The organism is Mobilicoccus massiliensis (assembly GCF_000826525.2).
In the GTDB taxonomy this organism is placed as follows: domain Bacteria; phylum Actinomycetota; class Actinomycetes; order Actinomycetales; family Dermatophilaceae; genus Mobilicoccus; species Mobilicoccus massiliensis.
This window is the reverse complement of sequence record NZ_LN651330.1, coordinates 330965-353737: the sequence shown is the minus strand read 5'-3', so window position 1 is coordinate 353737 and position 22773 is coordinate 330965. Positions and strand designations below refer to the sequence as shown.

Sequence of the window (22773 nt, the reverse complement as noted above, 5' to 3'; positions counted from 1 at the left end):
CGCCCGGTCAGTCCTCGCGGTCACCGGCGACGTCGTGGAGATGCTCGAGCAACTCGTGAGCGGCGCGTTCGATCTCCGCGTGATCGTTCTGGCCGGCGCGCTCGGCGGCCGCGGCCAGCCCGGCCCGATCCACCTTCTCGAAGTCCCCGTACGGGAACCCGTACCGCTTCTTCGTCTCGTCGTTCGCGCCGTCGACGAGGCCGAGATGCCAGAGGCCGTAGTCGTGCCAGCCGTGCTTGTCGATGTAGTCGTCGCCCTGTTTCGCGCTCGGGTTCTCCTTGGACCAGGAGCCCCCCAGTTCGTATTTGCCCGCGTCGATGAGCTCGCGACAGTGACGGACGGCGTCCTTGTTCAGCGTGTAATCGACCATGCCCCGAGCATGGCCCGACCTCGGCCCGGTCACAACGCGAGCGCATGCACCCCGTGCTGGTCTCCCGTGCCGGATCAGTCCGTCCGCTTCGAGGCCGGGCCGATCGAGCGGCGCGCTCCGCCGGTCGCAGGGTCTCCGGCACGCGAGGATGAGACACGCGAGGATGAGCACGACGCGACGACGACCATGACCACAACGCGACCATGACCACGACGCAAGGACCGCCATGACGTACCTGCCCGTCCCCCCGTTGGCGCAGACTCTGGCGCGCTTCGAGGAGTACGTGCGTCCGCTGCTCACGGCGGAGGAGGTGGCGCGCACCGCTCAGGTCGTCGAGCGGTTCGCCGAGCACGACGGCCCGGCCGCTCAGGAGGTGCTCGAGCGGCAGGCCGCGGAGCAGAACGAGACCGGCGCGAGCTGGCTCACCGAGCTGTGGTTCGCCGCCTACCTCGGGGGCCGCACCCCCCTCACGCTGACGAGCAACGTCGGGTTCGAACTCACCTGGCCCGAGCGGGATTCCGGTGTCGAGCGCGCCGCGGGTCTCGCCCACCGGCTCGCGCGCGTCCACCTCGACCACCTCCGCGGAGAGATCGAGCCGCTCGTCTCCCCACGCGGCGAGTCGCTCTGCATGCAGCAGTGGAGCTACCTGGCCGGGGGAATCCGTCGGCCCCGCGCCGGTCAGGACGAGATCGTCGCCGGCAGTGCCGATCCGGCCCGGCGGGAGATCCTCGTCATGCACGCCGGACGCGCCTACGCCGTCCCGATCAGCGACGACACCGGGCGGGCGGTTCCACTCGCGACGCTGCGGGACGCACTCGAGGCGGTCCTCACCGACACCGATGATGCGCCGGCCGACGCCCAGGCATCGAGACTGCCGTTCTCCGCCTGGTCCTACCTCGGCAGCGATCGCGCGGCGGCGTACGAGGCCGAGATCCTCACCGACCCCCACAACGCGGAGGTGTACGACCGGCTCGTCCACGCGTTGTTCGTGCTCGCGCTCGTCGACGAGTCCGAGGCCCCTGAGGACCACCTCCGGGACACGGCCTTCGCGTACGGCCTGACGTGGCCGTACAAACCCGTCACGTACGTACCGTGTCTCGTCGACGACTTCGTCGGCATGCACATCGAGCACACCGTCGCCGACGGCGGCACCCTGCAGAGCGTCATCGCGATGGCCCAGGGCCTCGACGATCTCCCGGAGGACTCATCAGGCGACGACTCATCAGGCGACACCTCCCGGCCGGCAGACGGCGGCCCGAGCTCCGTCGCACCCGAACGCCTCACGTGGCGTCTCACCGACGACGTCCGCGAGCGCATCGCCGCGGATGTCGCGGAGTACGTCGCGGCCGCCGAACGATGTCGCGTGCGTGTCGTCCGCGTTCCGGCGATCACGTCCGACACCCTGCGACTGTCCACCGACGCGATGCAGCAGTTCGTCATCCTCTACGCCCAGCTGCGCGCGTACGGCCGGGTGCGCAGCACGTACGAGTCCGTCGACATGCGCGAGTACCAGGCGGGACGCACCGAGACGATGCGACCGGTCACCCCGCAGGCCGTCGCGCTCGCACGAGCCCTCATCGACGGCGACGCCACCCCGGCCCACCTCCACGACGCGCTCGCCGCGCACAAACGCCGCATCGTCGAGTGCAAGAAGGGCGACGGCATCGACCGGCACCTGCTCGGCCTGCGGATCGAGTCGGCCGAGCTGGGCGCGTCGCCAGAGCTCTTCGAGGACACGGGCTACCGGCGCCTCACCACCGACTTCCTCTCGACGACCTCGCTGGGGGCCGACGGGCAGATCGCCCGGTACGCCTTCGCCCCGACATCCGAAGGCGGCATCGGCATCGGTTACAGCCGCCGCGAGAACGGCGCGGAGTTCGAGTTCGTCCTCAATCACGGGGCCGCGCGGGAGGGGGACATCGAGGACTTCGCACGAGCGATCGGCGAGGGCGCCTCCCGACTCGCCGCACTCGTGGCCGACGCGAGCTGACGGCCCCTCGCCGCCGTCGTCGGAGCCCGTCGTGAAGGCCGGCGGTCGAACGGCCTGACCCCGCTCAACCCCGACGGGTCGGACGAATGCGGCGCAGCAGCCGCCCGATCACGGAGTCCGAGCCCGAGGACACCCCGCGCGCGCCGGCCGCCCGAGTCGTCGACGCACCTGCCGCGTCCCGGTCCCGCCCGGCCTCGACGTCGTCGGCCAGCGTGGGGGTGTTGGCGAGCAGGGCCTGGGTGTACTCCTCCCGCGGATGATCGAGAACCTGTGCGGTGAGCCCGGATTCGACGACGCGGCCGTCGCGCAGGACGAGCACGCGATCGGCGATCGTGCGCACGAGCGGCAGGTCGTGGGTGACGAAGAGCATCGCGAGGCCGCGTTCGTTCTTGATGCGGGTGAGGAGGTCGACGATCGACGCCTGGATCGACACGTCGAGCGCCGAGGTGATCTCGTCGCACACGAGCACTTCGGGTTGTGCGGCGAGCGCCCGCGCGATCGCGACCCGTTGACGCTCGCCGCCGGACAGGCCGCCGGCGCGCAGCCGCATGGTCGACTCACGCAGTTGCACGGCGTCGAGCAGTTCTGCGACCCGTTCCCGCGCGTCGCGACCGTGGGCGATGCCGAAGATCTCGAGCGGGCGGGTGAGGATCTGCTCGACGGTGCGCCGTGGGTTGAGCGAGCCGTACGGATTCTGGAACACGTACTGCACGCACCGTCGCTGCTCGCGCGTCCGCCGACGAACCCCGGTGACGAGCCGCTGCCCCCGGTAGGCGATCTCGCCGTCCCACTGGTCGTGCAGCCCGGCGACGCATCGCGAGATCGTCGTCTTGCCCGAACCGGACTCGCCGACGAGGGCGACGACCTCGCGCACCGCGACGTCGAATGCGACGTCGTGCACGACGTGCGTGCTGCCGTAGTGCACGTCGAGGTCGCGCACCGCGAGCACGATGTCGCGCTTCGCCGTCGGGTCGGTGTCGTACGCGATGCGGTCGCGCGGATCCCACGTCGGCAGGGCGTCGGTGCGCAGGCACGCCGACTCGTGGTCGGGGCCGACGACGACGGGCGGTGGATCGACCCGGGCGCACTCGTCGATCGCGAACTCGCACCGGTCGTGGAACCGGCACCCCGACGGCCGCGAGCCCGGTGGCGGCGTGCGACCCGCGATGCCCTCGAGCCGTACGGGGGCGTGGAGCCGCGGGATCGCCCGCAGCAACGCTCGCGTGTACGGGTGCGAAGGCGCCTCGAAGATCGCTCGGGCGGGCCCCCGTTCGACGATGCGCCCGGCGTACATCACCGCGACCCGGTCGGCGATCGAGGAGACGACCGCGAGGTCGTGGGTGACGTAGAGCGCGGCCACCTCGTAGCGGTGGCAGAGGTCGGCGAGGGTGGCGAGCACCATCCCCTGCGTCGTCACGTCGAGGCCGGTCGTCGGCTCGTCGAGCACGAGCACCTTGGGCCGAGGCAGGAACACCATCGCCAACGCGACGCGTTGCACCTGCCCGCCGGAGAGTTGGTGGGGGTAGCGGCGCAGGAACTCATCGTCGTTCGGCAGACCGACCTCGGGGAGGATCGCGCGGATCGCGGCCTCGCGCTCGGCGGCGGTGCCGAGGTCGTTCAGGTCGAGCAGCTCGCGCAGTTGCGCCCCGATGCGGTGGGCCGGGTTGAGGGCCGAGCTCGGGTCCTGCGGGACGTAACCGATGTCGACCCCACGGATCCTGCGCACGGCCGCGGCGTCGAGCTCTCGCACGTCGTGGCCCGCGATGTCGATGTCGCCGCCGGTGATCTGCGCGCCGGGGCGGGCGTACCCGAGCAACGCCGTGCCGGAGGTCGTCTTGCCCGAACCGGATTCGCCGACGAGCCCGACGATCTCACCCGGGACGAGCGTGAGATCGAACCCGTCGACGACGTCGGCGCCGCTGCCGGTGAGTCCGATCGCGAGTCCGGAGACGACGCAGACGGGCTCGATGCCCTGGGGGCGGGTCGATGTGTCGATCGGCGTGCCGGTCATGACGTCCCCTTGGCGGCGCGTTCGCCGATGCCGTCGGCGATGAGGTTCGTACCGATCGTGAACACCGCGATGACGATGACCGGCGCGAGGATCCCCCAGGGTTGGACGAGCAGCGCGAGGCGGTTCTCGTTGGTCATCTGCCCCCAGTCCGCCGCGCCCGGGTCGGTGGCGAATCCGAGGAACCCGATGCCGGCGACCATGCCGATCGAGTACGTGAGCCGCAGCCCGGCCTCGGCGAGCAACGGCACGACGAGGTTGGGACCGAGCTCGAAGATCGCGATGCGCAGGCGTGACTCCCCCATCGCCTCGGCGGCGGCGACGAAGTCGCGGCCGACGTAGGTGAGCGCGACGCCGCGGGTCACCCGGGCCACCCGGGGAACGTGCGCGAGGGCGACGAGGACGACGATCATCCACCACGTCGGCTGCGACACCGCCGAGAGCACGACGAGGGCCAGCAGGATCTGGGGGAACGCGAGGAGCACGTCGCCGAGACGCATGACGACCTCGTCGATCCACCCGCCCGCGTACGCCGCGACGACCCCGGCGATCATGCCGCCGACCACGCCGAGCACGGTGGCGAGCACCGAGATGAGCAGGACCGACCGACCGCCGTACAACAGCCGGCTCCACACGTCCTGCCCGAGGTAGTCGGTGCCGAGGAACGAGCCCGACATCGTGAACGGCCGACCGACGATCTGCTGCTCGCCGTACGGCGCGATCCACGGCCCGACCAGCGCGAGGAGCACGACGAGCAGCGTGAGCACGCCGCCGATGAGGATCCTGGGGTCGCGCAGCACCCCCGCCGCCCGGCTCATGCCGTCATCCCCGTTCGCGCCCGCGGCAGCAGCAAGATCGAGAGCACGTCGGCGGCGAGGTTCACGAGCACGTACGCGGCGGCGATGATCATCGTCAGTGCCTGCACCATCGGGAAGTCGGAGTTGCGCACCGAGTCCACGAGCATCGCCCCGATGCCCGGGTAGTTGAAGAGGTACTCGATGAGCACGATGCCGCCGACGAGCCATCCGAGCTGGAGGGCCGTGACCTGCACCGTCGGCACGACGGTGTTGGGGAGCACGTGGTGGCGCAGCACCCGGCCCTCGGGCACCCCCTTGAGCCGGGCGAGCTCGGCGTAGTCGGAGTCGAGCGCCTCGAGCATCGTCGAGCGCAGGATGCGCACGAGGTAGGGGGTGATCGCGAGCACGAGCGTCGCGACCGGCAGCACGAGCGACATCGGGCTCTGCCACGGCATCACTCCGACCGGAAGGACGGTCACGGCCGGGAACAGGTGGAACACCGTCGTGGAGAACACCGCGACGAGCAGGATGCCGGTGACGAACTCCGGGACGCCCGCGAGGGCGAGGGCGATCACCTGGACGACGGAGTCGGCCGCCCGCCCGCGCCGGCTCGCGCAGAACAGCGCTCCGAGCAGCGACAGCGGGATCATGGCGATCGCGACGAGCAGCACGAGGAACGCACTGTTGAGCACGCGTGTGCCGATGAGCTCGCTCACCGGCAGGTTGCTCGCGACCGACGTGCCGAGATCGCCGCGCAGCAGCCCACCGAGCCAGATGAGGTAGCGCTGCCACAGGGGTTGATCGAGATGCAGGGTGGCGCTGATCGCCGCGACCCGCTCCGGGCTCACCGCGTAGTCCTTGCCGAGGATCGCGCGCACCGGGTCTCCGAGCGCCGAGGTGGCGAAGAAGACGATGAGCGAGACGACGAACAGCGTGAGCACCGCGAGCCCCACGCGTCGCAGGAGCCACGACGTCCAGGCCCTGCCCGCCGTCCGGGCACGCGTGCGGCGCGCGGGACGATCCCCCGCCTCGGCGGGAGCGAGCTCGACACCGAGGGCGTCTGCGGCCCGGCTCGTCGTGGGTGGTCGCGCGCCGGTGTCGCTCATCGTCTCTCCACGGGACGGAAGGTGTTGAAGCGGAACGCCGAGACGGGCTGCTCGCGCGCGGGCTCGACCCCGGTGATGAACGGCCCGTACGCGTCGACCTGGTTCTGAAAGGCCCAGATGAGGTAGCCACCACTCTCGTACTCGATGCGCTGCGCGTCCTGCACCAGGGTGTTGCGGCGCTCCTCGTCCATCTCACGGAACGCGGCCCGGACGAGCCCGATGTACTTCTCGTCGGCGAAGTGCGTCTCGTTGTACGGCGACTTGGGCATCGCGCAGCTCGCCGCCTGCGGCAGGTAGAGCCGGGTGTTCCAGAAGTCCTGCGCGAACACCCACGAGAGGTACTGGTCGCCGTAGAAGACGCTCGGGTCGACCTTCTTGACCCGTACCTGCACCCCCGCCTTGCGGGCGTGCTGGGCGAAGAGGTTGGCGGCCTCGACGCTGCCGGTGCCCACGCCGGTGGAGGTGACGAGCTCGATCTGCAGGTCCTCGGCGCCGGCGGCCTTGAGCAGCGACTTCGCCTGATCGATGTCCTGTTCGCGCTGCGGCACGTCGCCGCCGATGTAGGCGGGGTCGAAGGGCGCGTACAGGTCGTTGGCGAGCCGCCCGTAACCGCCGAGGGCCTGGTCGATCATCTGCGCGCGGTCGGCGATGAGCCGCAGTGCGTTGCGCACGCGCACGTCGGTGAACGGTTTGACGTCGACGCGGATCGTGAACGGCACCCATCCCCCGGTCTCGGAGACCAGGGTGTGGCTGCCCTGCTGCTCGATCGCCCCCGCGAGGTAGGTGGGCAGGTTGTCGATCGTCTGCACCTGGCCCGCGAGCAGCGCGTTGACCTTGGCCGCGTCGTCACTGAAGTCGAGGATGACGAGTTCGTCGAACGCGGCCTGCTGGTCCCAGTAATCGTCGTTGCGCAGGAACCGGCTGCGCTGCCCCGGCACGAACATGTCGAACCTGAAGGGGCCGGTACCGATCGGGTGGGCGAGGTCGAAGTCCGCCGGCACGATGCCCACCGAGTAGTTCGCGAGCATCTGGTCGAGGATCGCGTACGGCTCCTCGAGCGCCAGGCGGAACGTACGCGCGTCCATCACCCGGCTCGACTGCAGATCGGCGAGCGGGGCGAGTTCGGAGAGGAACGGGGCGGGGTTCTTCGGGTCGAGCATCCGGGCGAGGCTGGCCCGCACGTCCTCGGCGTGCACGGTGCGGCCGTCGTGGAAGCGCACGCCGTCGCGCAGCCGGATCGTCCAGCTGCTGCCGTCGGCGTCGGGCGTGATCTCCTCGGCCAATGCCGGCTCGATCGTGTAGCCGGGGGTGAAGCGGTAGAGCGATTCGTACAGCTGACGCACCCGGGCGATGTCGGGGATCGTCACCGGAAAATGCGGGTCGAGCGAGTCCTTGAGTCCGCCACCGGTGGCGCCGTGGACGAGTTGAGAGTTGACGGCGTCGGAGGAGGGAGCCGAGCAGGCGGCCACCCCGGGCAGTGCCATGCCCGCGAGAGCACCGAGGCCGAGTTGTGCGAATCGGCGTCGGGTGAGGGTGGGCGGATGCGGGCTGGGCACGGTCACAAAGTGACCCCTTTGTTCGTCGGTGAGTCGGACTCTAGTCCAGTGACCAGCGTCATGGTCGTTTGTCACCCAGTGGATGTCGTCGCCGGACGTTCACCCGCAACCGGCCCACCGGAGCGGCGACGACGGGTTACCGTCTGGCGACCAACACCCGCGGCGCTCCCGGCGTCGCCCGAGATCGGGGGATCCCCATGTTCCGCAAGGCCGGACTCGCCCTGGGCGTCGCGCTCGTCGCGCCGCTCGCCATCGCTCCCGCGGCCGAGGCGGCCGGCGCGCCGCCCGTCGACCCGCGTCCGGCACCGGGCATGCCCACGGACACCAACCTCTACCTGCGCGGCCTGCAGGCCACGAACGACCGCGGCCCGGCCCAGCGCACCCGGTCGATGACCATGACGCAGTACCGCGCCCAGAAGCTGCGGTGGAGCACGAAGAACTGCACCAAGGCCACCAAGGCCCTCGCCTCCCGGGTCGCGGGCCGAGCCACCGTGGAGTGCGCGAACCTCAGGACGCCGCTGTCGTGGTCCGACCTCTCCAAGGGCTCGATCAACCTCCACGTCAGCCGCGTCAAGGCCACCGGCCGCAAGGCCCGCACCCTCTTCGTCAACCCCGGCGGCCCCGGTGGCGCCGCCGGCACCATGACGCTCGCCGTCGCCCTCACCAAACCGACCCTGCACAAGACCCACACGATTATCGGTGTCGACCCGCGCGGGACGGGCGGCAGCACCCCGCTCGCCTGCGACGCCGACACGCTCGGCGTGGCCGACTCCCGGGACACGACCGCGGCCGTGCGCCGGGCGGCCCAGGCCGGGCAGAAGAAGTTCGTCCAGGCGTGCGTCAAGCGGCACGGCAGCCTCCTGCAGCACATCACGACGAGGAACACCGTCGCCGACCACGACCTCGTCCGTCAGCTCACGGCGGGCCCCAAGACCACCGTCGACTGGTTCGGCGTCTCCGGCGGCACGTGGATGGGTGCCTGGTACGCGCAGCTCCACCCCAAGAGCCTCGGCCGGGTCGTCCTGGACGCGAACACCGAGTTCACCAGGGATTGGCGCACGAGCTTCGCCGCCTACCCGATGGGCTTCCAGCGCCGCTTCGAGGGCCAGTTCCTGCCGTGGATGGCCCGCCGCCACGCCACGTTCAAGGCGGGCTCGACGACGGCCGCGACCAAGGCCGCCTACGAGCGGGTGCGGGCCGCGGCCGGCAGGGGCAAGGTCACCGGCCTGACGCCCGATGCGGTCGACTCGATCCTCACCCTCACCATGTACGACGACTCGTTGTTCCCCATCGCCGCGCAGTTCGTCGCGGGCACCGACGCGCGGCTTCGCAAGGCCGGCAAGACCGACCCCGTGCTGCCCGAGGACCTCATGGAGTCCCTCGCCGACTTCGACCCCTCGGAGCTCACGGTGCGCACCGCGATCATCTGCAACGACACGCCGTACACCCGCACCCCGGCCTCCTACGAGCGGGAGTTCGCGAAGAACATCAAGGCCTACCCGCTCACGGCCGGTGCTCTCCAGATGATCATGGGCTCCTGCGCCTACTGGCCGTACAAGGCGCAGCCCGCGCCGCGCATCGACGGCCGCGTCGGCCCGATGAAGCTCATGGTGCAGACGCAGTTCGACCCGGCCACACCCGTCGAGGGCGCGCGCCGCGCCCACGCCGCCAACGCGCGCACGCGGCTGCTCACGGTCGCCGGCCAGGGCACCCACGGTGGTTACCTCACGTCCAACCGGTGCGTCGACACGGTGGTCACGCGTTACCTCACCGCCGGGGCCATGCCGGCCAAGGACACGACCTGCGCCGGCACTCCCCTGCCCGGTGACGGCAAGGTCCACCCCGTCACCTGGAAGCGCTGACCCGGCGAGCTCGACCTCTGGTGCGTGCCGCCGCCGCGACCCGTCGCGGTGGCGGCACGCACGTACAGCAAACATTCAGACATCGCGTCCATTCTGGTGGACGTGAGCACCGCATCGACCCCCGAAGCCCGGCTCCTCGTCGTCGAGGACGAGCCCAACATCCGTGAGCTGCTGGCCACCTCGCTCCGCTTCGCCGGGTTCGAGGTCTTCACCGCTGCCGACGGCGCGACGGCCATCAGCGTCGCCGGTGCCGAGCAGCCCGATCTCATCGTGCTCGACGTCATGCTCCCCGACATGGACGGGTTCGCCGTCACGCGCCGTCTGCGCGAGAACGGCCGCCACATGCCGGTCGTCTTCGTCACGGCGCGCGACTCCGTCGACGACAAGGTCACCGGGCTCACCGTCGGCGGCGACGACTACGTCACCAAGCCGTTCAGCCTCGAGGAGGTCATCGCCCGCATCCGGGCCGTGCTGCGGCGCACGCGTGGCGACGAGACCCAGGACGCGATCCTGCGCTTCCACGATCTCGAGCTCAACGAGGACTCCCACGAGGTGCGGCGCGGCACCCGGGTCATCGACGTCTCCCCCACCGAGTTCAAGCTCCTGCGCTACCTACTGCTCAACCCCAATCGGGTCCTGAGCAAGGCGCAGATCCTCGACCACGTGTGGGACTACGACTTTCGCGGCGAGGCCGGCATCGTCGAGTCCTACATCTCCTACCTCCGTCGCAAGATCGACCAGCCCGACGCCCCGGCGCTCATCCACACCCGCCGCGGCGTGGGTTACGTCCTGCGGCTACCGCCCGAGACCACATGAGCCCGACCGCCCTCGGGCAGCGAGCCGTCAGCGCGACCGGGGCCGTCGCGGACACCGCGCACCGGCGCGTCACCGACGTCTTTCGACGGTGGTCGCTCACGTGGCGTCTCATCGCCGTGCTCGTCGTCCTGCTCGTGCTCGCACTGCTGTTGTCCAGCACCGTGACCGCGATGCTCATGCGCAGCTACCTGCTCGACCGCACCGACGCCGAGTTGCGGATCGCCGCCGTGCCCGTGGCCACCAAGGTGCTCGAGCAGTACCGCTACCAGTCGCGGATCGACATCCCGCGGTCGTACGCCATGGTCGTCATGCGGGCCGACGGATCCCCGGAGGCCACGTTCTGGCCCGCCGACGGTGACCGCCCGGCCGTGCCACCGCTGGCGCGTGACGATCCGCGCATCCGCGACGGCAGCATCTTCACCGTCGGCTCGGTCGACGGCACCGGCGACTGGCGGGTCATCGCCGGCCCCCTGGCCAACGGCACCGGCACCTACGCCGTCGCCGCCTCCCTCCAAGGGGTCCGGCAGACCCTCTCGCGGATGCTCGTCGTGAGCACCGTGATCGGCCTCGTCGTCGTCGCCGCGTGCGTCATCATCGGCTGGCTCGGGTTCCGGCGCGCGTTCCGCCCCCTGCGCAACATCGAGGACACGGCGGCCGCGATCGCCGCCGGCGACCTCACCTCGCGCGTGCCCGAGCATGCGGCCCACGACGAGGTCGGCAGCCTGTCGCGCTCGATCAACGTCATGCTCGGCCAGATCGAGACGTCGTTCGCGGCTCGCGAGGCCTCCGAGACCCGCATGCGCCGGTTCGTCACCGACGCCAGCCACGAGCTGCGCACGCCGCTCGCGACGATCCGCGGGTACGCCGAGCTCTACCGGCAGGGGGCGACGAACTCTCCGGAGGCCGTGGCGAGTTCGATGCAGCGCATCGAGGGAGAGGCGACCCGCATGAGCGGGCTCGTCGAGGATCTGCTCACCCTCGCTCGGCTCGACAACCGGCGTCCGATGCAGATCGAACCCGTCGACCTCACCGTCGTCGCGAGCGACGTGGTGCAGGACGCCCGTGCCCGCGGGGTCTCGCACAGCCTGCGTCTCACCGGCCTGAGCGGCAGGCCCCTCGGCCCCGCCGTCGTCGACGGCGACGACGCCCGCCTGCGGCAGGTCGTCACCAACCTCGTCGGCAACGCCCTCCAGCACACGCCACCGGGCACGAACATCACGGTCGGTGTCGGCGCCGAGGACGGTCGCTGCCGTGTCGAGATCGCCGACGACGGCCCCGGCGTCTCCCCCGAGGCCATGCCCCACCTCTTCGAACGCTTCTACCGCACCGACCCCGCCCGCGGTCGTCGCCCCTCCGGCGGCCACGGGCTCGGTCTCGCCATCGTCGCGGCGATCGTGCAGGCCCACGGCGGCCGCACGGGCGTCGCCGCGACCCCCGGAGGAGGCGCGACGTTCCTCGTCGACCTCCCCGCCGCCATGAGCACCACCCCGCCCGGCTCGCCCCACGGGCCCACGCCCGAGCCCACCTGGCACGACGACGGCCCGGGAGCGCCTTCCCGCCCCGGCGACGGCCCGTGGGCCCCGCCGCGGGAGGCGCGGCCCCGCCGACGAGGACCCGGAGCCTGGGTCGTCCTCGCCGCGGTCGCCCTGCTCCTCGTCGCCCTCGGCGCGATCGCCATGACCGCCCTGCAGAACGACAACCGGACCTCGGCCTCCTTCTCGCGCAACAGCGGACTCCCGCCGGGCAACCAGGCACCCCAGGCACCGGTCGTCCAGGCCAACGCCTCCGCCCCCGACTGGTCGGCCACCGCTGCCGCCGTCTCCCCGAGCGTCGTCTCGATCACCGTCGAGTCCGGCAACTCCGGCGGCGAGGGCTCCGGGGTCGTCTACGACGCCAAGGGCCATATCCTCACCAACGCCCACGTCGTCTCGGCGGGCGGCCAGAACGCGTCGATCATGGTCACCCTCGCCGACGACCGGGTGTTCCAGGCCAAGATCGTCGGCAGCGACCCCACCACCGACCTCGCCGTGCTCGCGCTCCAGGGCGCCCCGGACGACCTGCGGCCCATCACCCCCGGTGACGACCGCCAGCTCAAGGTCGGCCAGCCCGTCATGGCCATCGGCAACCCGCTCGGCCTCTCGGGCACGGTGACCACCGGCATCGTCAGCGCGCTCAACCGCCCGGTCGTGACCACCCAGGAGTCCCGGGGCGACCAGAACAGCCCCTTCGGGGGCGGCCAGGTCAGCCCCTCCGACGACGTGGTGACCAACGCCATCCAGACGAGTGCGGCCATCAACCCCGGCAACTCCGGTGGTGCGCTCGTCGATGCCTCCGGCAAGCTCGTGGGCATCAACTCCGCGATCGCATCGATGGGCAACGGACCCGGCCAGCAGTCCGGCAACATCGGCATCGGCTTCGCCATCCCGGCGACCGAGGCGCGGGCGGTCGCCGACCAGCTCATCTCCACCGGCAAGGTCGCCCACTCCTTCCTCGGCGTGCGGCTGCGCGACGCCATCGCCACCGAGGGCTCGACCAAGCGCCGCGCGGCGGGCATCGCCTCCGTCGACGCCGGCACCCCGGCCGCCGAGGCCGGCCTCAAGCCGGGCGACGCGGTCATCGCCATCGACGGTGAGCCGGTCGACTCCGCGCTCTCCCTCACCGCACAGGTGCGAGCCCGCGCGGTCGGCGAGGCCACCACGCTGACGATCGTGCGCGACGGGTCCCGACAGGACGTCAAGGTCACCCTCGCCCGACGCAACTGACGCCTCGCGTCGATGTCCGGCCTCGGTCGCGAACACGGCGACCGGGGCCGGTTGCGCGGTGGCGCGCACCGTACGAGACAGCAAGCAGGAGATGAAGTTTGCACCTCCCGTAGATGAACGGGCTACCATCGGCGCAGGTGGCAGGTGAACTCCGGGTGATGGCCCACCACTGGGTCGGGACGAGCGTCCTACGGGGACCATGATGTTCTCCGTGGACGTTCAAATCCTGCTTCTGTGTCTGGTCGTCGGCACAGCCCTCGCCTTCGACTTCACCAACGGTTTCCATGACACCGCGAACGCGATGGCGACCTCCATCGCCACGGGCGCGCTCAAGCCCAAGACCGCGGTTCTGCTCTCCGCAATCCTCAACCTCATCGGCGCGTTCCTCTCCGTGGAGGTCGCGCTCACCGTCACGAACGCCGTCATCAAGATCCAGGACAAGAGCGGGGCACCCAGACCCGAGTTCCTTTCCAACGACGGGCACCTGCTGTTGCTCATCGTCTTCGCCGGGCTCATCGGCGGCATCGTGTGGAACCTCCTCACGTGGCTGCTCGGACTCCCGTCGAGCTCGTCGCACGCCCTCTTCGGCGGGCTCATCGGCTCGGCCATCGCCGCCCAGGGTTTCGGCGGCGTCAACTGGATGGGCGACGGCAGCAAGCTCGACGGCGTCGTGGGCAAGGTGATCCTTCCCGCCCTCGTGTCCCCGGTCATCGCCGGCGTGATCGCCGCGGCGGGCACCTGGATCGTCTACCGCATCACCGAGAAGGTGGCCGACCGCTACAAGGAGGCGGGCTTCCGCTGGGGCCAGATCGGTTCTGCCTCGCTCGTCTCGCTCGCCCACGGCACGAACGACGCCCAGAAGACGATGGGCGTCATCACGCTCGCGCTGCTCGCCGCGAACATGTGGCACGACACTCACGCCATCCCGATCTGGGTGAAGATCGCCTGCGCGCTCGCTATCGCGCTCGGCACCTACAGCGGCGGTTGGCGCATCATCCGCACCCTGGGCAAGGGCCTGGTCGAGATCTCCTCGCCGCAGGGCATGGCGGCCGAATCCTCCTCGGCGGCAGTCATCCTCACCTCGAGCCACCTCGGGTTCCCGCTGTCGACGACCCATGTCGCCACCGGTTCCATCCTCGGCACCGGGGTCGGGCGCCGGGGTGCCGAGGTGCGCTGGGGTGTCGCGGGACGCATGGCGCTCGCCTGGTGCATCACGCTGCCGGCCGCGGCGATCGTCGGAGGACTGATGTTCCTCCTCGGCCACGCGCTCGGCGAACTGCCCGGCACCCTCGTCATCTTCGGGCTGCTGCTGGCGCTGTCGGGCTACATGATCATGCACTCGCGGCGCAAGCCCATCCACGCCGACAACGTCAACGAGGACTGGGACGGCATGCCGACCGGTTCCACCGGTTCCACCGGCGCGACCGTCGCCGACTCGACCGCCTCGACCACGACCACCCGCTGAGGAAGGGGCACGACATGGCAAAGCTCTTCTTCGACGCGATCTGGCAGGTCCTCGTCATCGGCCTGCTCGTCGGCGCGGGACTGCCCGCGATCTTCGCCTTCGGCATCAAGTTCCTCGCCCTGGGTGCGGGTGGCAGTGCGGAGGTCGACACGACCGCCAAACCCAACCCGGCCGCAAGGGCGCTCGGAATCCTCTGCATGGCCGTGGTGCTCTCCGCGATCGCGCTCGGCATCGCGATCATCGTCTCGGCGGGCTTCGGGTACACGGTCACGTTCGAGCACATCATCCCGACGTTCGTCGAGAAGTGAGGTAGCTCATGACCGAGAACATCATCGAACGCGTCATCGGTTGGCTGCGCGCCGGCTACCCGCAGGGCGTGCCGCACGGCGACTACGTCGCCCTCTTCGGTGTGCTGCACCGTGCTCTGACCGACACCGAGGTGCGCGTCATCGCCGACCGGCTCGCGGCGAGCGACCTCGACGAGATCACCCACGACGACATCGCGGACCTCATCCGCGAGACCGTGCACCAGAACGCCTCGACCGGCGACGTGCGGCGCGTCGCCGGTCGGCTGGCCGCCGGCGGGTGGCCGCTCGCCTCCTTCGCCGACGTTCCCGACGAGGACTCGGGAGTCGCGTCGGCCGTCGCCGGCACGCGCCGGGGCGACACGACGCAGCAGGCCGGGTGAGCACAGGCGTCACCGCGACACCCGCCGTATCCTGAAGCCGCCGAATGCCCCGATTCCTCCGGGCATTCGGCGGCGCGTCGCAACGGCGCGGCTCCCCGACGAGGAGAATCATGCTCAGCCACCTCCAACGCGTCATCGCCTGGTTGCGAGCCGGATACCCCCAGGGGATCCCCGACCAGGACTACATCCCGCTCTTCGCCCTACTGCGTCGCCGACTCTCCGACGAGGAGGCCCGGCAACTCGCCGACGAGCTCGTCGAGAAGGGCCTGATCCCGCCCGACCGGATCGACATCGCGGTCGGCTACCTCAAGCTCACCGACGAGCTGCCGTCGGAGGCAGAGCTCGTCCGCGTCACCGAGAAACTCCGCGCTGCCGGCTGGACCGTCGTCGACGAGGACATCTCGGGCGAAGGATGACCTCCGACGGCGAGACGCTCGAGGCACGCGCGGCCGCGGACCTGGGCGGCGCCGCCGAGGGGCTGCTCGTCCGCTACGACGAACCGTGGCGCGCCTACCACACCCGTGAACACCTGCGAGAGATGCTGGTGGCCCTCGACGCGCTCCTCGCCGAATTCCGGCTCGAACTCGGGCTCGGCACCGACGAATCGCGCACCGCCCGCCTGGCGTTGTGGTTCCACGACGCGGTGTACGACCCCCGTCGCCCCGACAACGAGGACCGCAGCGCCGACCTCGCGCGATCCACTCTCGGCGCCCTCGGAGAACCGGCCGCGCTCGTCGACCGCGTCGCAGATCTCGTGCGAGCCACCGCCGCTCACCGCGTCGACGAGGCCGATCTCGCGGGCATGGCGCTCATGGACGCAGATCTGTGGATCCTCGCCGCTCCCCCGATTCGGTACGCGGAGTACGTGCGTCAGGTCCGGCGGGAGTACGCCCACGTGGGCGACGGGGACTTCGCTGTCGGCCGAAGAACCGTCCTCACCGATCTCGCCGGCCGTGAACGGCTCTATCGCACCCCGCTCGCCCACGCCGAGTGGGAGCCGCGCGCCCGGCGGAACATCGAGGCGGAACTGGAGCACATGGCGTCCTGAGGCGAGGCGAGGCGACGAGAGCGTGACGACTGCGGGCGCTCGGCGTGCCGGCCTCGTGGTCGTGGTGAGGGCGGCACTCGACGCACGAGGCTCGAGTCACCCGTCGAGAACGCGTTCGAGCAGCGGCCACCAGGGCGCGGCGTCGCATCGTCGTCGCGCCTCGGCGGTATCGGCCCAGACGACCGGCCGGCCCTCGGGTCCCATCCCGTCGGCGCCGGGGGCGTCGACCCTGCCGGCGAGGACGGCGACGTGACACGTCGGGTGCAGCCGGGGGTCTGCCGGTGGAACCTGGAAGCGGATGCGTTCGTATCCCACCGGGGTCATGGCGTCCGCGTCGAGCACGACCCCGGTCTCCTCACGAAGCTCGCGAACCGCCGTGTCCGCCGCGGTCTCTGCGCGCTCGCGCCACCCGCCGGGCGCCTCCCACCCGCTCCGGGACGGGCTGTGCACGAGCAGGATGTGCCCGCGCACGTCGGTGACGAACGCCACCGCGGCGAACGTCGTCGTCTCGGGCGGGAGCCACGGCGAGGCGAGGAGCTCGAACCGGTGCGGATCGGGGCCGAGGAACGGCAGGGCGTCGGGCAGGCTCGCGAGGGGCCGCTCCCCCCGGCGTTTGCGGAACCGCAGCCCCGCCGCCGAGACCGCGGCGAGCAGCTCGCGGTTCGTCACCTCCCGGGCCCCGGCGGCGACGACCTCGGCGTAACGGGTGTCCGGCACGTCGTAGTGATCCCCGTCGTACGAGCGCGGATGCAACCCCACCCGGGCGGCGAACTCGTGCAGCTCGTCGATGGAGGAGTCGCTCGCCAGGTGGCTGAACAGTCGGCCACGAAAGGGCCACACGGGAGGGTCGATGAGGATCGGCATGACCGGGTCAGCCTAGGTCCTCACACGCCGCACGCAGCGACGCGGAACCGCCATCGCCTGCCACACCTCCGCCAACCATCGTGGCACTCAACCGAACTGGTGGACGAGTCGCGCGGCGCCGTCCGCCACCTGAAAAGCAGCTGACAGACACCCAGGTTTTGCCTCGAACCGGGATGAACTTCACGCGATGAGAGGAATGTCCGGGTCATGCGCACCAGCAACGCCCTTCTCGTGGGCTCTCTCGCCATCGCCCTGTCCGGCACGACCGCGCTCGCCGCCGCGGCCTCCGAACCTGCCCGTACCGCCACCGAAGCCGACAGCAGTCCCGCCGCCGTCAAGTCGCCTTCCCCCAAGCCGAAGCCCCCGAAGACCGCGGGCCCGGACAGCAAGGTCAACTCGATCGGTCAGCACCTGACCCCCGCCGGTCGTCAGACCACGCTGGGCAACCTGCCGCTCAACTCGGCCCTGCACCCCGACGGTCGCACCCTCCTCATCACGAACGACGGTCAGGGCGTCCAGTCCCTGCAGCTCGTCGACCTCGTGACCGGCACCATCCGTCAGACGCTCGAGTACGCCTCCCCCGAGTCGCTCTACATCGGCGTCACGTGGAACGCCGACGGCACGAAGGCGTACGCGAGCGCGGCCGCGAACAACAAGGTGCGCGTGCTCGACTACAAGGACGGCAAGCTCACCGAGGGCAAGGCCATCGAGATGCCCTCCAAGGACCCCGAGGGCAAGAACGTCAACCTCTACCCGGCCGGTCTGGCCCTCACCCCTGACGGCAAGAAGCTCGTCGTCGCCGGTCAGCTCGCCAACGCGATCTCCGTCGTCGACCTCGCGAGCGGCAAGATCCAGACCACGCGATCCGGCCACCGCCCGATGTTCGTCGTCATGGCCAAGGACGGTTCCAAGGCCTACGTCACCGACCAGGGCGCGGACACCGTCGACGTTCTCGACCTCAAGGCGGCCGAGCCCGTCGTCACGGGCACGATCAAGGTCGGCCTGCACCCCAACAAGGCCGCGCTGTCGGCCGACGGTTCCCGCCTCTACGTCTCCAACGGTGACGGCGACTCGGTGAGTATCGTCAACACCAAGGCCGACCGGACGATCCGCACCGTGCGCGTCGCCCCGGCCTCGGGCAAGGGCCTCGTCGGCTCCAACCCGACCGGTATCGCCCTCGACGAGAAGGCCGGCCGCGCCTACGTCACCCTCTCTGGCAACAACGCCGTCGCGGTGCTCGACCTGCGCACGCGCAAGGTGCTCGGACGCGTCCCCACGGCCTGGTACCCGACGCAGGCCGTCGTCACCGCCGACGGGAGCGTCCACGTCACCAACGCGAAGGGCCTGGGCGCCGGCCCGAACTTCGGCCCCGGCCAGCCCGACCCGACCGCACCGCAGGGCACCAAGGCCGACCCGCAGAAGTACACGGGTTCGATGCAGGAGGGGACCCTGTCGTCCTTCCGTCGCCCGGGTGAGGCGGAGCTCGCCCGATACACCAAGCGGGTCGCGAAGAACAACGCGCCGGTCGAGGCCGACAAGGCCGCCGTCGTCCCCTCCCGCGCGGGGCAGAAGTCGCCGATCAAGCACGTCATCTACATCGTCAAGGAGAACCGCACCTACGACCAGGTGATGGGATCGCTCGGCAAGGGCAACGGCGAGCCGAGCATCAACCTCTTCGGTGACGAGTCCGCTCCGAACATGCGGCAGCTCGCCCGCCAGTTCGTGACGCTGGACAACTTCTACGCCGACGCCGAGGTCTCGGCCAACGGGTGGAACTGGGTCGCCCAGGCCAACTCCAACCCCTTCGCCGAGCAGCTGTGGCCCGCGAACTACTCCGGCCGCGGCGGCTACTACACCTCCGAGAACGCCAAGCCCGAGCTCGCCGCCCAGGACCCGAACAACTCCTACCTGTGGCAGCGTTTCGACAAGGCCGGCGTGAGCTTCAAGAACTTCGGCTTCTACGTCGAGGGCCGCAAGACCCCCGACGGCCTGCGCTTCCACGCCGAGGACCCGGTGCTCAACGCCAAGACCGACCACCGCTTCATGGGCTACAACCTCGCCTGCCCCGACTCGGCCGGCACGTTCACCCCGCTGAGCAAGGACTGCCTCGCGCCGCGCGTCGACCGGTGGTTGGAGACCTTCCGCAAGTACGAGAAGGCGGGCTCCATGCCCACCGTGCAGTTCGTGCGCTTCGGCAACGACCACACCTCCGGCACCAAGCCCGGCACGCCCACGCCGCGGGCCATGGTCGCCGACAACGACTACGCGTTCGGCCGCCTCGTCGAGGCCGTGTCGCACTCGAAGTTCTGGAAGGACACCGTCATCCTCGCGACCGAGGACGACGCCCAGAACGGCCCCGACCACGTCGATGCGCACCGCACGCTGGCGTGGGCGATCAGCCCCTACACCCAGACCGGCAAGGTCGACTCGACCTTCTACAGCACGGCCTCGATGGTGCGCACGGTCGGACTGTTCGCCGGCATCGGGCCGCTCACCCAGTTCGACGACTACTCGACGCCGATGGGCAACGCGTTCTCGCCCAAGCCGACGATGACGCCGTACAAGGCCATCAAGCCGACGTACGACATGAAGGCCATCAACGGCAAGGACGCCCCGATGGCGGCGATCTCGGCGAAGCAGAGCCTCGCCAAGGAGGACCAGATCGACGAGAAGACGTTCAACGAGGCGATCTGGAAGTCGATCAAGGGCGCCAACTCCACGATGCCGGCCCCGAAGCACGACCTCCTCGGTGACAGCGCCGCGGCGGAGAAGCGTGCCGAGCAGGCCGCGGAGGAGAACGCGAAGATCGGCGGCAAGAAGACCGCCGACAAGGACGACTGATCTCTCGCTGACAGACGAACGACGAAGGGCCGGGACGCGTGCTGCGTCCCGGCCCTTCGTGCGTGGATTCAGGCAGGTGGGATCAGAAGCCCATGCCGCCCATGCCACCCATGTCGTCGCCACCCGGCATCGCGGGAGCAGCCTTCTCGGGCTTGTCCGCGATGACCGCCTCGGTGGTGAGGAACAGGGCCGCGATGGAGGCCGCGTTCTGCAGCGCCGAACGCGTCACCTTGGCCGGGTCGATGATGCCGGCCTTGATGAGGTCGACGTACTGCCCGGTGGCCGCGTTGAGGCCCTCGCCGTCGGGAAGACCGCGCACCTTCTCCGCGACGACGCCACCCTCGAGACCGGCGTTGACCGCGATCTGCTTGAGCGGGGCCTCGATGGCGACCTTGACGATGTTCGCACCGGTCGCCTCGTCGCCGTCGAGCTGGAGCCCGTCGAACGCCTTCTTGCCGGCCTGGATGAGCGCGACGCCACCACCGGCGACGATGCCCTCCTCGACGGCCGCCTTCGCGTTGCGAACGGCGTCCTCGATGCGGTGCTTGCGCTCCTTGAGCTCGACCTCGGTGGCCGCGCCCGCCTTGATGACGGCGACACCGCCGGCGAGCTTGGCGAGACGCTCCTGCAGCTTCTCGCGGTCGTAGTCGGAGTCGCTCTTGTCGATCTCGGCGCGGATCTGGTTGACGCGACCCTGGATCTGGTCGGCGTCGCCGCCGCCCTCGACGATCGTCGTCTCGTCCTTGGTCACGACGACCTTGCGGGCGGTGCCGAGCATGTCGATGTCGGTGTTCTCGAGCTTGAGGCCGACCTCCTCGGAGATGACCTGGCCACCGGTGAGGATGGCGATGTCACCGAGCATGGCCTTGCGGCGGTCGCCGAAGCCGGGGGCCTTGACCGCGCACACGTTGATGATGCGGCGGATCTGGTTGAGCACCAGGGTCGCGAGGGCCTCGCCCTCGACGTCCTCGGCGATGATGAGCAGCGGCTTGCCGGCCTGCTTGGTCTTGTCGAGAACCGGGATCAGGTCCTTGATGGAGCCGATCTTGCTGTTCGCGATGAGGATGTACGGGTCCTCGAGCACGGCCTCCATGCGCTCGGGGTCGGTGACGAAGTAGGCCGAGATGTAGCCCTTGTCGAACCGCATGCCCTCGGTGAGCTCGAGGTCCAGCCCGAAGGTGTTGGACTCCTCGACGGTGATGACGCCTTCCTTGCCGACCTTGTCCATGGCCTCGGCGATCATGTCGCCGATCTGCGGGTCGGCGGCGGAGATCGACGCTGTCGCGGCGATCTGCTCCTTGGTCTCGACGTCCTTGGCCATCGAGAGCAGCTCGTCGGAGACGGCCTTGGTGGCCTTCTCGATGCCGCGCTTGAGACCCATCGGGTTGGCACCCGCGGCGACGTTGCGCAAGCCCTCCTTGACGAGCGCCTGGGCGAGGACGGTGGCCGTCGTCGTGCCGTCACCGGCGACGTCGTCGGTCTTCTTCGCGACCTCCTTGACGAGCTCGGCGCCGATCTTCTCGTACGGCTCCTCGAGCTCGATCTCCTTGGCGATCGAGACACCGTCGTTGGTGATCGTGGGGGCGCCCCACTTCTTCTCCAGGACGACGTTGCGGCCCTTGGGGCCCAGCGTGACCTTGACGGCGTCGGCGAGCGTGTTCATGCCACGCTCGAGGCCGCGACGGGCCTCTTCGTCGAAAGCGATGATCTTGGCCATGTGCGGTGGTTCCTCCCACACTTGCGGATTGCGAAGACCGGGCGATGCCCGCGACGGACGAGCCCCACCCCCAGACGCGCCGTTTCGCGGCTGTGGGAGGACCCTCATCGGATCCGGTCGGTTGCGTTCACCTCTCGGCGCCGGGTGGCCCCGCGCACGTGCGCGCGGTTGTCACTCGACAGTCGAGAGTGCTAACTCCATGATTAGCACTCGACCATGGTGAGTGCAACTGACTCAAGACGCACGGGTCGGGGCCGGCGGACGGTCGAGACTCTGCGGCGCGGCGACACCCGGTGACCGGTGCCGTCGCTCGGAGCTCCGCAGGCGCGCGGTTTCGCTCGAACAGGCGGTTCGCCCCGGTTTGACGGGGGCGAACCGCCTGTTCGAGCGTTCGGATTCGGATGCAGTGGCGCGTCGGGCCTCAGGCGTCCATGCCGAGACGGCGCGCGGAGCGGGCCTTCTGACGGGAACTGCGCATGCGGCGAAGGCGCTTGACGAGCATCGGGTCGTGCGCGAGGGCGGCCGGCTCGTCGATGAGGCCGTTGAGCACCTGGTAGTAGCGCGTCGACGTCATGTCGAAGAGCTCCTTGATGCTCTGCTCCTTGGCCCCGGGGTACTTCCACCACTGCCGCTCGAAGGCGAGGATCTCGCGTTCCAGCTCGCTGAGCTCGCCGTGCGCGCCCTGGCCGGGCTGCATCGACGCTGCGGTCGCGTGTTCCTGCATGGTCGGCCTCCTTCGTCTCCCAGCGGGCGATTCCCCCCGTGCCTGCGCTCATCGCGCCACGCGCCATGGTGCCAGCAAACGACACCCGTGTCATTCACCGGGGGAAGGGTGAGTCGGAACACGCCGACCGGCACCCATGCCCGTTCTCCGCGCTCCGTG

At 70.2% G+C, this 22773-nt stretch carries 18 protein-coding genes; 10 read left to right on the top strand and 8 right to left on the bottom strand.

Translation table 11 applies throughout. The annotated features are described in order from the left end of the window. Window positions 1-7 precede the first annotated feature (7 nt). Window positions 8-370 carry a hypothetical protein gene (locus tag BN1197_RS11410; protein ID WP_040159546.1) on the bottom strand — a complete coding sequence of 121 codons (363 nt, stop codon included), beginning with the start codon at window positions 368-370 and terminating at the stop codon, window positions 8-10. Window positions 371-596: 226 nt separating this feature from the next. Between BN1197_RS11410 and BN1197_RS11405 the strand changes: the two genes are divergently transcribed. After that, window positions 597-2360, top strand: a complete 1764-nt coding sequence (locus BN1197_RS11405; RefSeq protein ID WP_040159544.1) for a choline/carnitine O-acyltransferase — start codon at window positions 597-599, stop codon at window positions 2358-2360. A gap of 64 nt (window positions 2361-2424) precedes the next feature. Here BN1197_RS11405 and BN1197_RS11400 read toward each other — a convergent pair whose 3' ends face one another. Genes BN1197_RS11400 through BN1197_RS11385 form a run of 4 tightly spaced genes read right to left on the bottom strand, consistent with a single transcriptional unit; the run spans window position 2425 to window position 7833 of the window. After that, a complete protein-coding gene (locus BN1197_RS11400) occupies window positions 2425-4371 on the bottom strand; it encodes an ABC transporter ATP-binding protein (protein ID WP_052466558.1) in 1947 nt (648 codons plus the stop codon). Continuing rightward, window positions 4368-5186, bottom strand: coding sequence for an ABC transporter permease (locus BN1197_RS11395; protein ID WP_040159542.1), 819 nt, complete (start codon window positions 5184-5186; stop codon window positions 4368-4370). The genes BN1197_RS11400 and BN1197_RS11395 overlap by 4 nt, the downstream gene beginning before the upstream one ends. Further along, window positions 5183-6271 carry an ABC transporter permease gene (locus BN1197_RS11390; RefSeq protein ID WP_082043823.1) on the bottom strand — a complete coding sequence of 363 codons (1089 nt, stop codon included), beginning with the start codon at window positions 6269-6271 and terminating at the stop codon, window positions 5183-5185. Before BN1197_RS11390 ends, BN1197_RS11395 begins: the two co-directional genes overlap by 4 nt. Then, complete coding sequence (locus tag BN1197_RS11385) at window positions 6268-7833, bottom strand: ABC transporter substrate-binding protein (protein WP_245851901.1); 1566 nt, start codon at window positions 7831-7833, stop codon at window positions 6268-6270. Before BN1197_RS11385 ends, BN1197_RS11390 begins: the two co-directional genes overlap by 4 nt. A 191-nt stretch (window positions 7834-8024) precedes the next feature. Here BN1197_RS11385 and BN1197_RS11380 point away from each other — a divergent pair, with 191 nt between their 5' ends. From BN1197_RS11380 to BN1197_RS11345, 8 genes are all read left to right on the top strand, one after another. Beyond that, the gene (locus BN1197_RS11380; RefSeq protein WP_040159540.1) at window positions 8025-9689 is read left to right on the top strand and encodes an alpha/beta hydrolase; all 1665 of its coding nucleotides are present in this window, start codon (window positions 8025-8027) and stop codon (window positions 9687-9689) included. A 102-nt stretch (window positions 9690-9791) separates the two neighbouring features. Further along, a complete protein-coding gene (locus tag BN1197_RS11375; protein WP_082043843.1) occupies window positions 9792-10505 on the top strand; it encodes a response regulator transcription factor in 714 nt (237 codons plus the stop codon). Further along, window positions 10502-13267: a trypsin-like peptidase domain-containing protein gene (locus tag BN1197_RS17830; protein WP_082043822.1), complete on the top strand. Its 2766-nt coding sequence runs from the start codon at window positions 10502-10504 to the stop codon at window positions 13265-13267. Before BN1197_RS11375 ends, BN1197_RS17830 begins: the two co-directional genes overlap by 4 nt. 202 nt (window positions 13268-13469) lie before the next feature. Beyond that, a complete protein-coding gene (locus BN1197_RS11365; RefSeq protein ID WP_082043842.1) occupies window positions 13470-14732 on the top strand; it encodes an inorganic phosphate transporter in 1263 nt (420 codons plus the stop codon). A 14-nt stretch (window positions 14733-14746) separates the two neighbouring features. Next, on the top strand, window positions 14747-15040 hold the full coding sequence (locus BN1197_RS11360) for a hypothetical protein (RefSeq protein ID WP_040159536.1): 294 nt from the start codon (window positions 14747-14749) through the stop codon (window positions 15038-15040). An 8-nt stretch (window positions 15041-15048) separates the two neighbouring features. Beyond that, window positions 15049-15420, top strand: coding sequence for a DUF3349 domain-containing protein (locus BN1197_RS11355; protein WP_082043821.1), 372 nt, complete (start codon window positions 15049-15051; stop codon window positions 15418-15420). Window positions 15421-15530: 110 nt separating this feature from the next. Next, entirely contained in the window at window positions 15531-15836 is a 306-nt protein-coding gene (locus tag BN1197_RS11350; RefSeq protein WP_040159534.1) for a DUF3349 domain-containing protein, read from the top strand. Beyond that, window positions 15833-16468 carry an HD domain-containing protein gene (locus BN1197_RS11345; protein WP_052466556.1) on the top strand — a complete coding sequence of 212 codons (636 nt, stop codon included), beginning with the start codon at window positions 15833-15835 and terminating at the stop codon, window positions 16466-16468. Before BN1197_RS11350 ends, BN1197_RS11345 begins: the two co-directional genes overlap by 4 nt. A 96-nt stretch (window positions 16469-16564) precedes the next feature. On the opposite strand, the gene BN1197_RS17360 is transcribed toward BN1197_RS11345, so the two are convergent. Continuing rightward, window positions 16565-17332: a DUF4031 domain-containing protein gene (locus BN1197_RS17360; protein ID WP_176489747.1), complete on the bottom strand. Its 768-nt coding sequence runs from the start codon at window positions 17330-17332 to the stop codon at window positions 16565-16567. A 207-nt stretch (window positions 17333-17539) separates the two neighbouring features. On the opposite strand from BN1197_RS17360, the gene BN1197_RS11335 reads away from it, so the two are divergent. Continuing rightward, entirely contained in the window at window positions 17540-20173 is a 2634-nt protein-coding gene (locus tag BN1197_RS11335) for a bifunctional YncE family protein/alkaline phosphatase family protein (protein ID WP_176489746.1), read from the top strand. 82 nt (window positions 20174-20255) lie between these two features. Here BN1197_RS11335 and groL read toward each other — a convergent pair whose 3' ends face one another. Further along, entirely contained in the window at window positions 20256-21890 is a 1635-nt protein-coding gene (gene groL / locus BN1197_RS11330; RefSeq protein ID WP_040159532.1) for a chaperonin GroEL, read from the bottom strand. Between the two features lie 421 nt (window positions 21891-22311). Beyond that, window positions 22312-22614 carry a DUF3263 domain-containing protein gene (locus BN1197_RS11325; RefSeq protein WP_040159530.1) on the bottom strand — a complete coding sequence of 101 codons (303 nt, stop codon included), beginning with the start codon at window positions 22612-22614 and terminating at the stop codon, window positions 22312-22314. Between the last annotated feature and the right edge of the window lie 159 nt (window positions 22615-22773).

What these genes read in the sequence shown, in the direction of transcription:
- BN1197_RS11360 (WP_040159536.1), top strand. Translation starts at nt 14,747, where the DNA reads ATGGCAAAGCTCTTCTTCGACGCGATCTGGCAGGTCCTCGTCATCGGC.
- groL (WP_040159532.1), bottom strand. Translation starts at nt 21,890, where the DNA reads ATGGCCAAGATCATCGCTTTCGACGAAGAGGCCCGTCGCGGCCTCGAG.
- BN1197_RS11350 (WP_040159534.1), top strand. Translation starts at nt 15,531, where the DNA reads ATGCTCAGCCACCTCCAACGCGTCATCGCCTGGTTGCGAGCCGGATAC.
- BN1197_RS11405 (WP_040159544.1), top strand. Translation starts at nt 597, where the DNA reads ATGACGTACCTGCCCGTCCCCCCGTTGGCGCAGACTCTGGCGCGCTTC.
- BN1197_RS11325 (WP_040159530.1), bottom strand. Translation starts at nt 22,614, where the DNA reads ATGCAGGAACACGCGACCGCAGCGTCGATGCAGCCCGGCCAGGGCGCG.
- BN1197_RS11410 (WP_040159546.1), bottom strand. Translation starts at nt 370, where the DNA reads ATGGTCGATTACACGCTGAACAAGGACGCCGTCCGTCACTGTCGCGAG.
- BN1197_RS11355 (WP_082043821.1), top strand. Translation starts at nt 15,049, where the DNA reads ATGACCGAGAACATCATCGAACGCGTCATCGGTTGGCTGCGCGCCGGC.
- BN1197_RS11335 (WP_176489746.1), top strand. Translation starts at nt 17,540, where the DNA reads ATGCGCACCAGCAACGCCCTTCTCGTGGGCTCTCTCGCCATCGCCCTG.
- BN1197_RS11395 (WP_040159542.1), bottom strand. Translation starts at nt 5,186, where the DNA reads ATGAGCCGGGCGGCGGGGGTGCTGCGCGACCCCAGGATCCTCATCGGC.
- BN1197_RS11390 (WP_082043823.1), bottom strand. Translation starts at nt 6,271, where the DNA reads ATGAGCGACACCGGCGCGCGACCACCCACGACGAGCCGGGCCGCAGAC.
- BN1197_RS11400 (WP_052466558.1), bottom strand. Translation starts at nt 4,371, where the DNA reads ATGACCGGCACGCCGATCGACACATCGACCCGCCCCCAGGGCATCGAG.
- BN1197_RS11345 (WP_052466556.1), top strand. Translation starts at nt 15,833, where the DNA reads ATGACCTCCGACGGCGAGACGCTCGAGGCACGCGCGGCCGCGGACCTG.
- BN1197_RS11380 (WP_040159540.1), top strand. Translation starts at nt 8,025, where the DNA reads ATGTTCCGCAAGGCCGGACTCGCCCTGGGCGTCGCGCTCGTCGCGCCG.
- BN1197_RS17360 (WP_176489747.1), bottom strand. Translation starts at nt 17,332, where the DNA reads ATGCCGATCCTCATCGACCCTCCCGTGTGGCCCTTTCGTGGCCGACTG.
- BN1197_RS17830 (WP_082043822.1), top strand. Translation starts at nt 10,502, where the DNA reads ATGAGCCCGACCGCCCTCGGGCAGCGAGCCGTCAGCGCGACCGGGGCC.
- BN1197_RS11365 (WP_082043842.1), top strand. Translation starts at nt 13,470, where the DNA reads ATGTTCTCCGTGGACGTTCAAATCCTGCTTCTGTGTCTGGTCGTCGGC.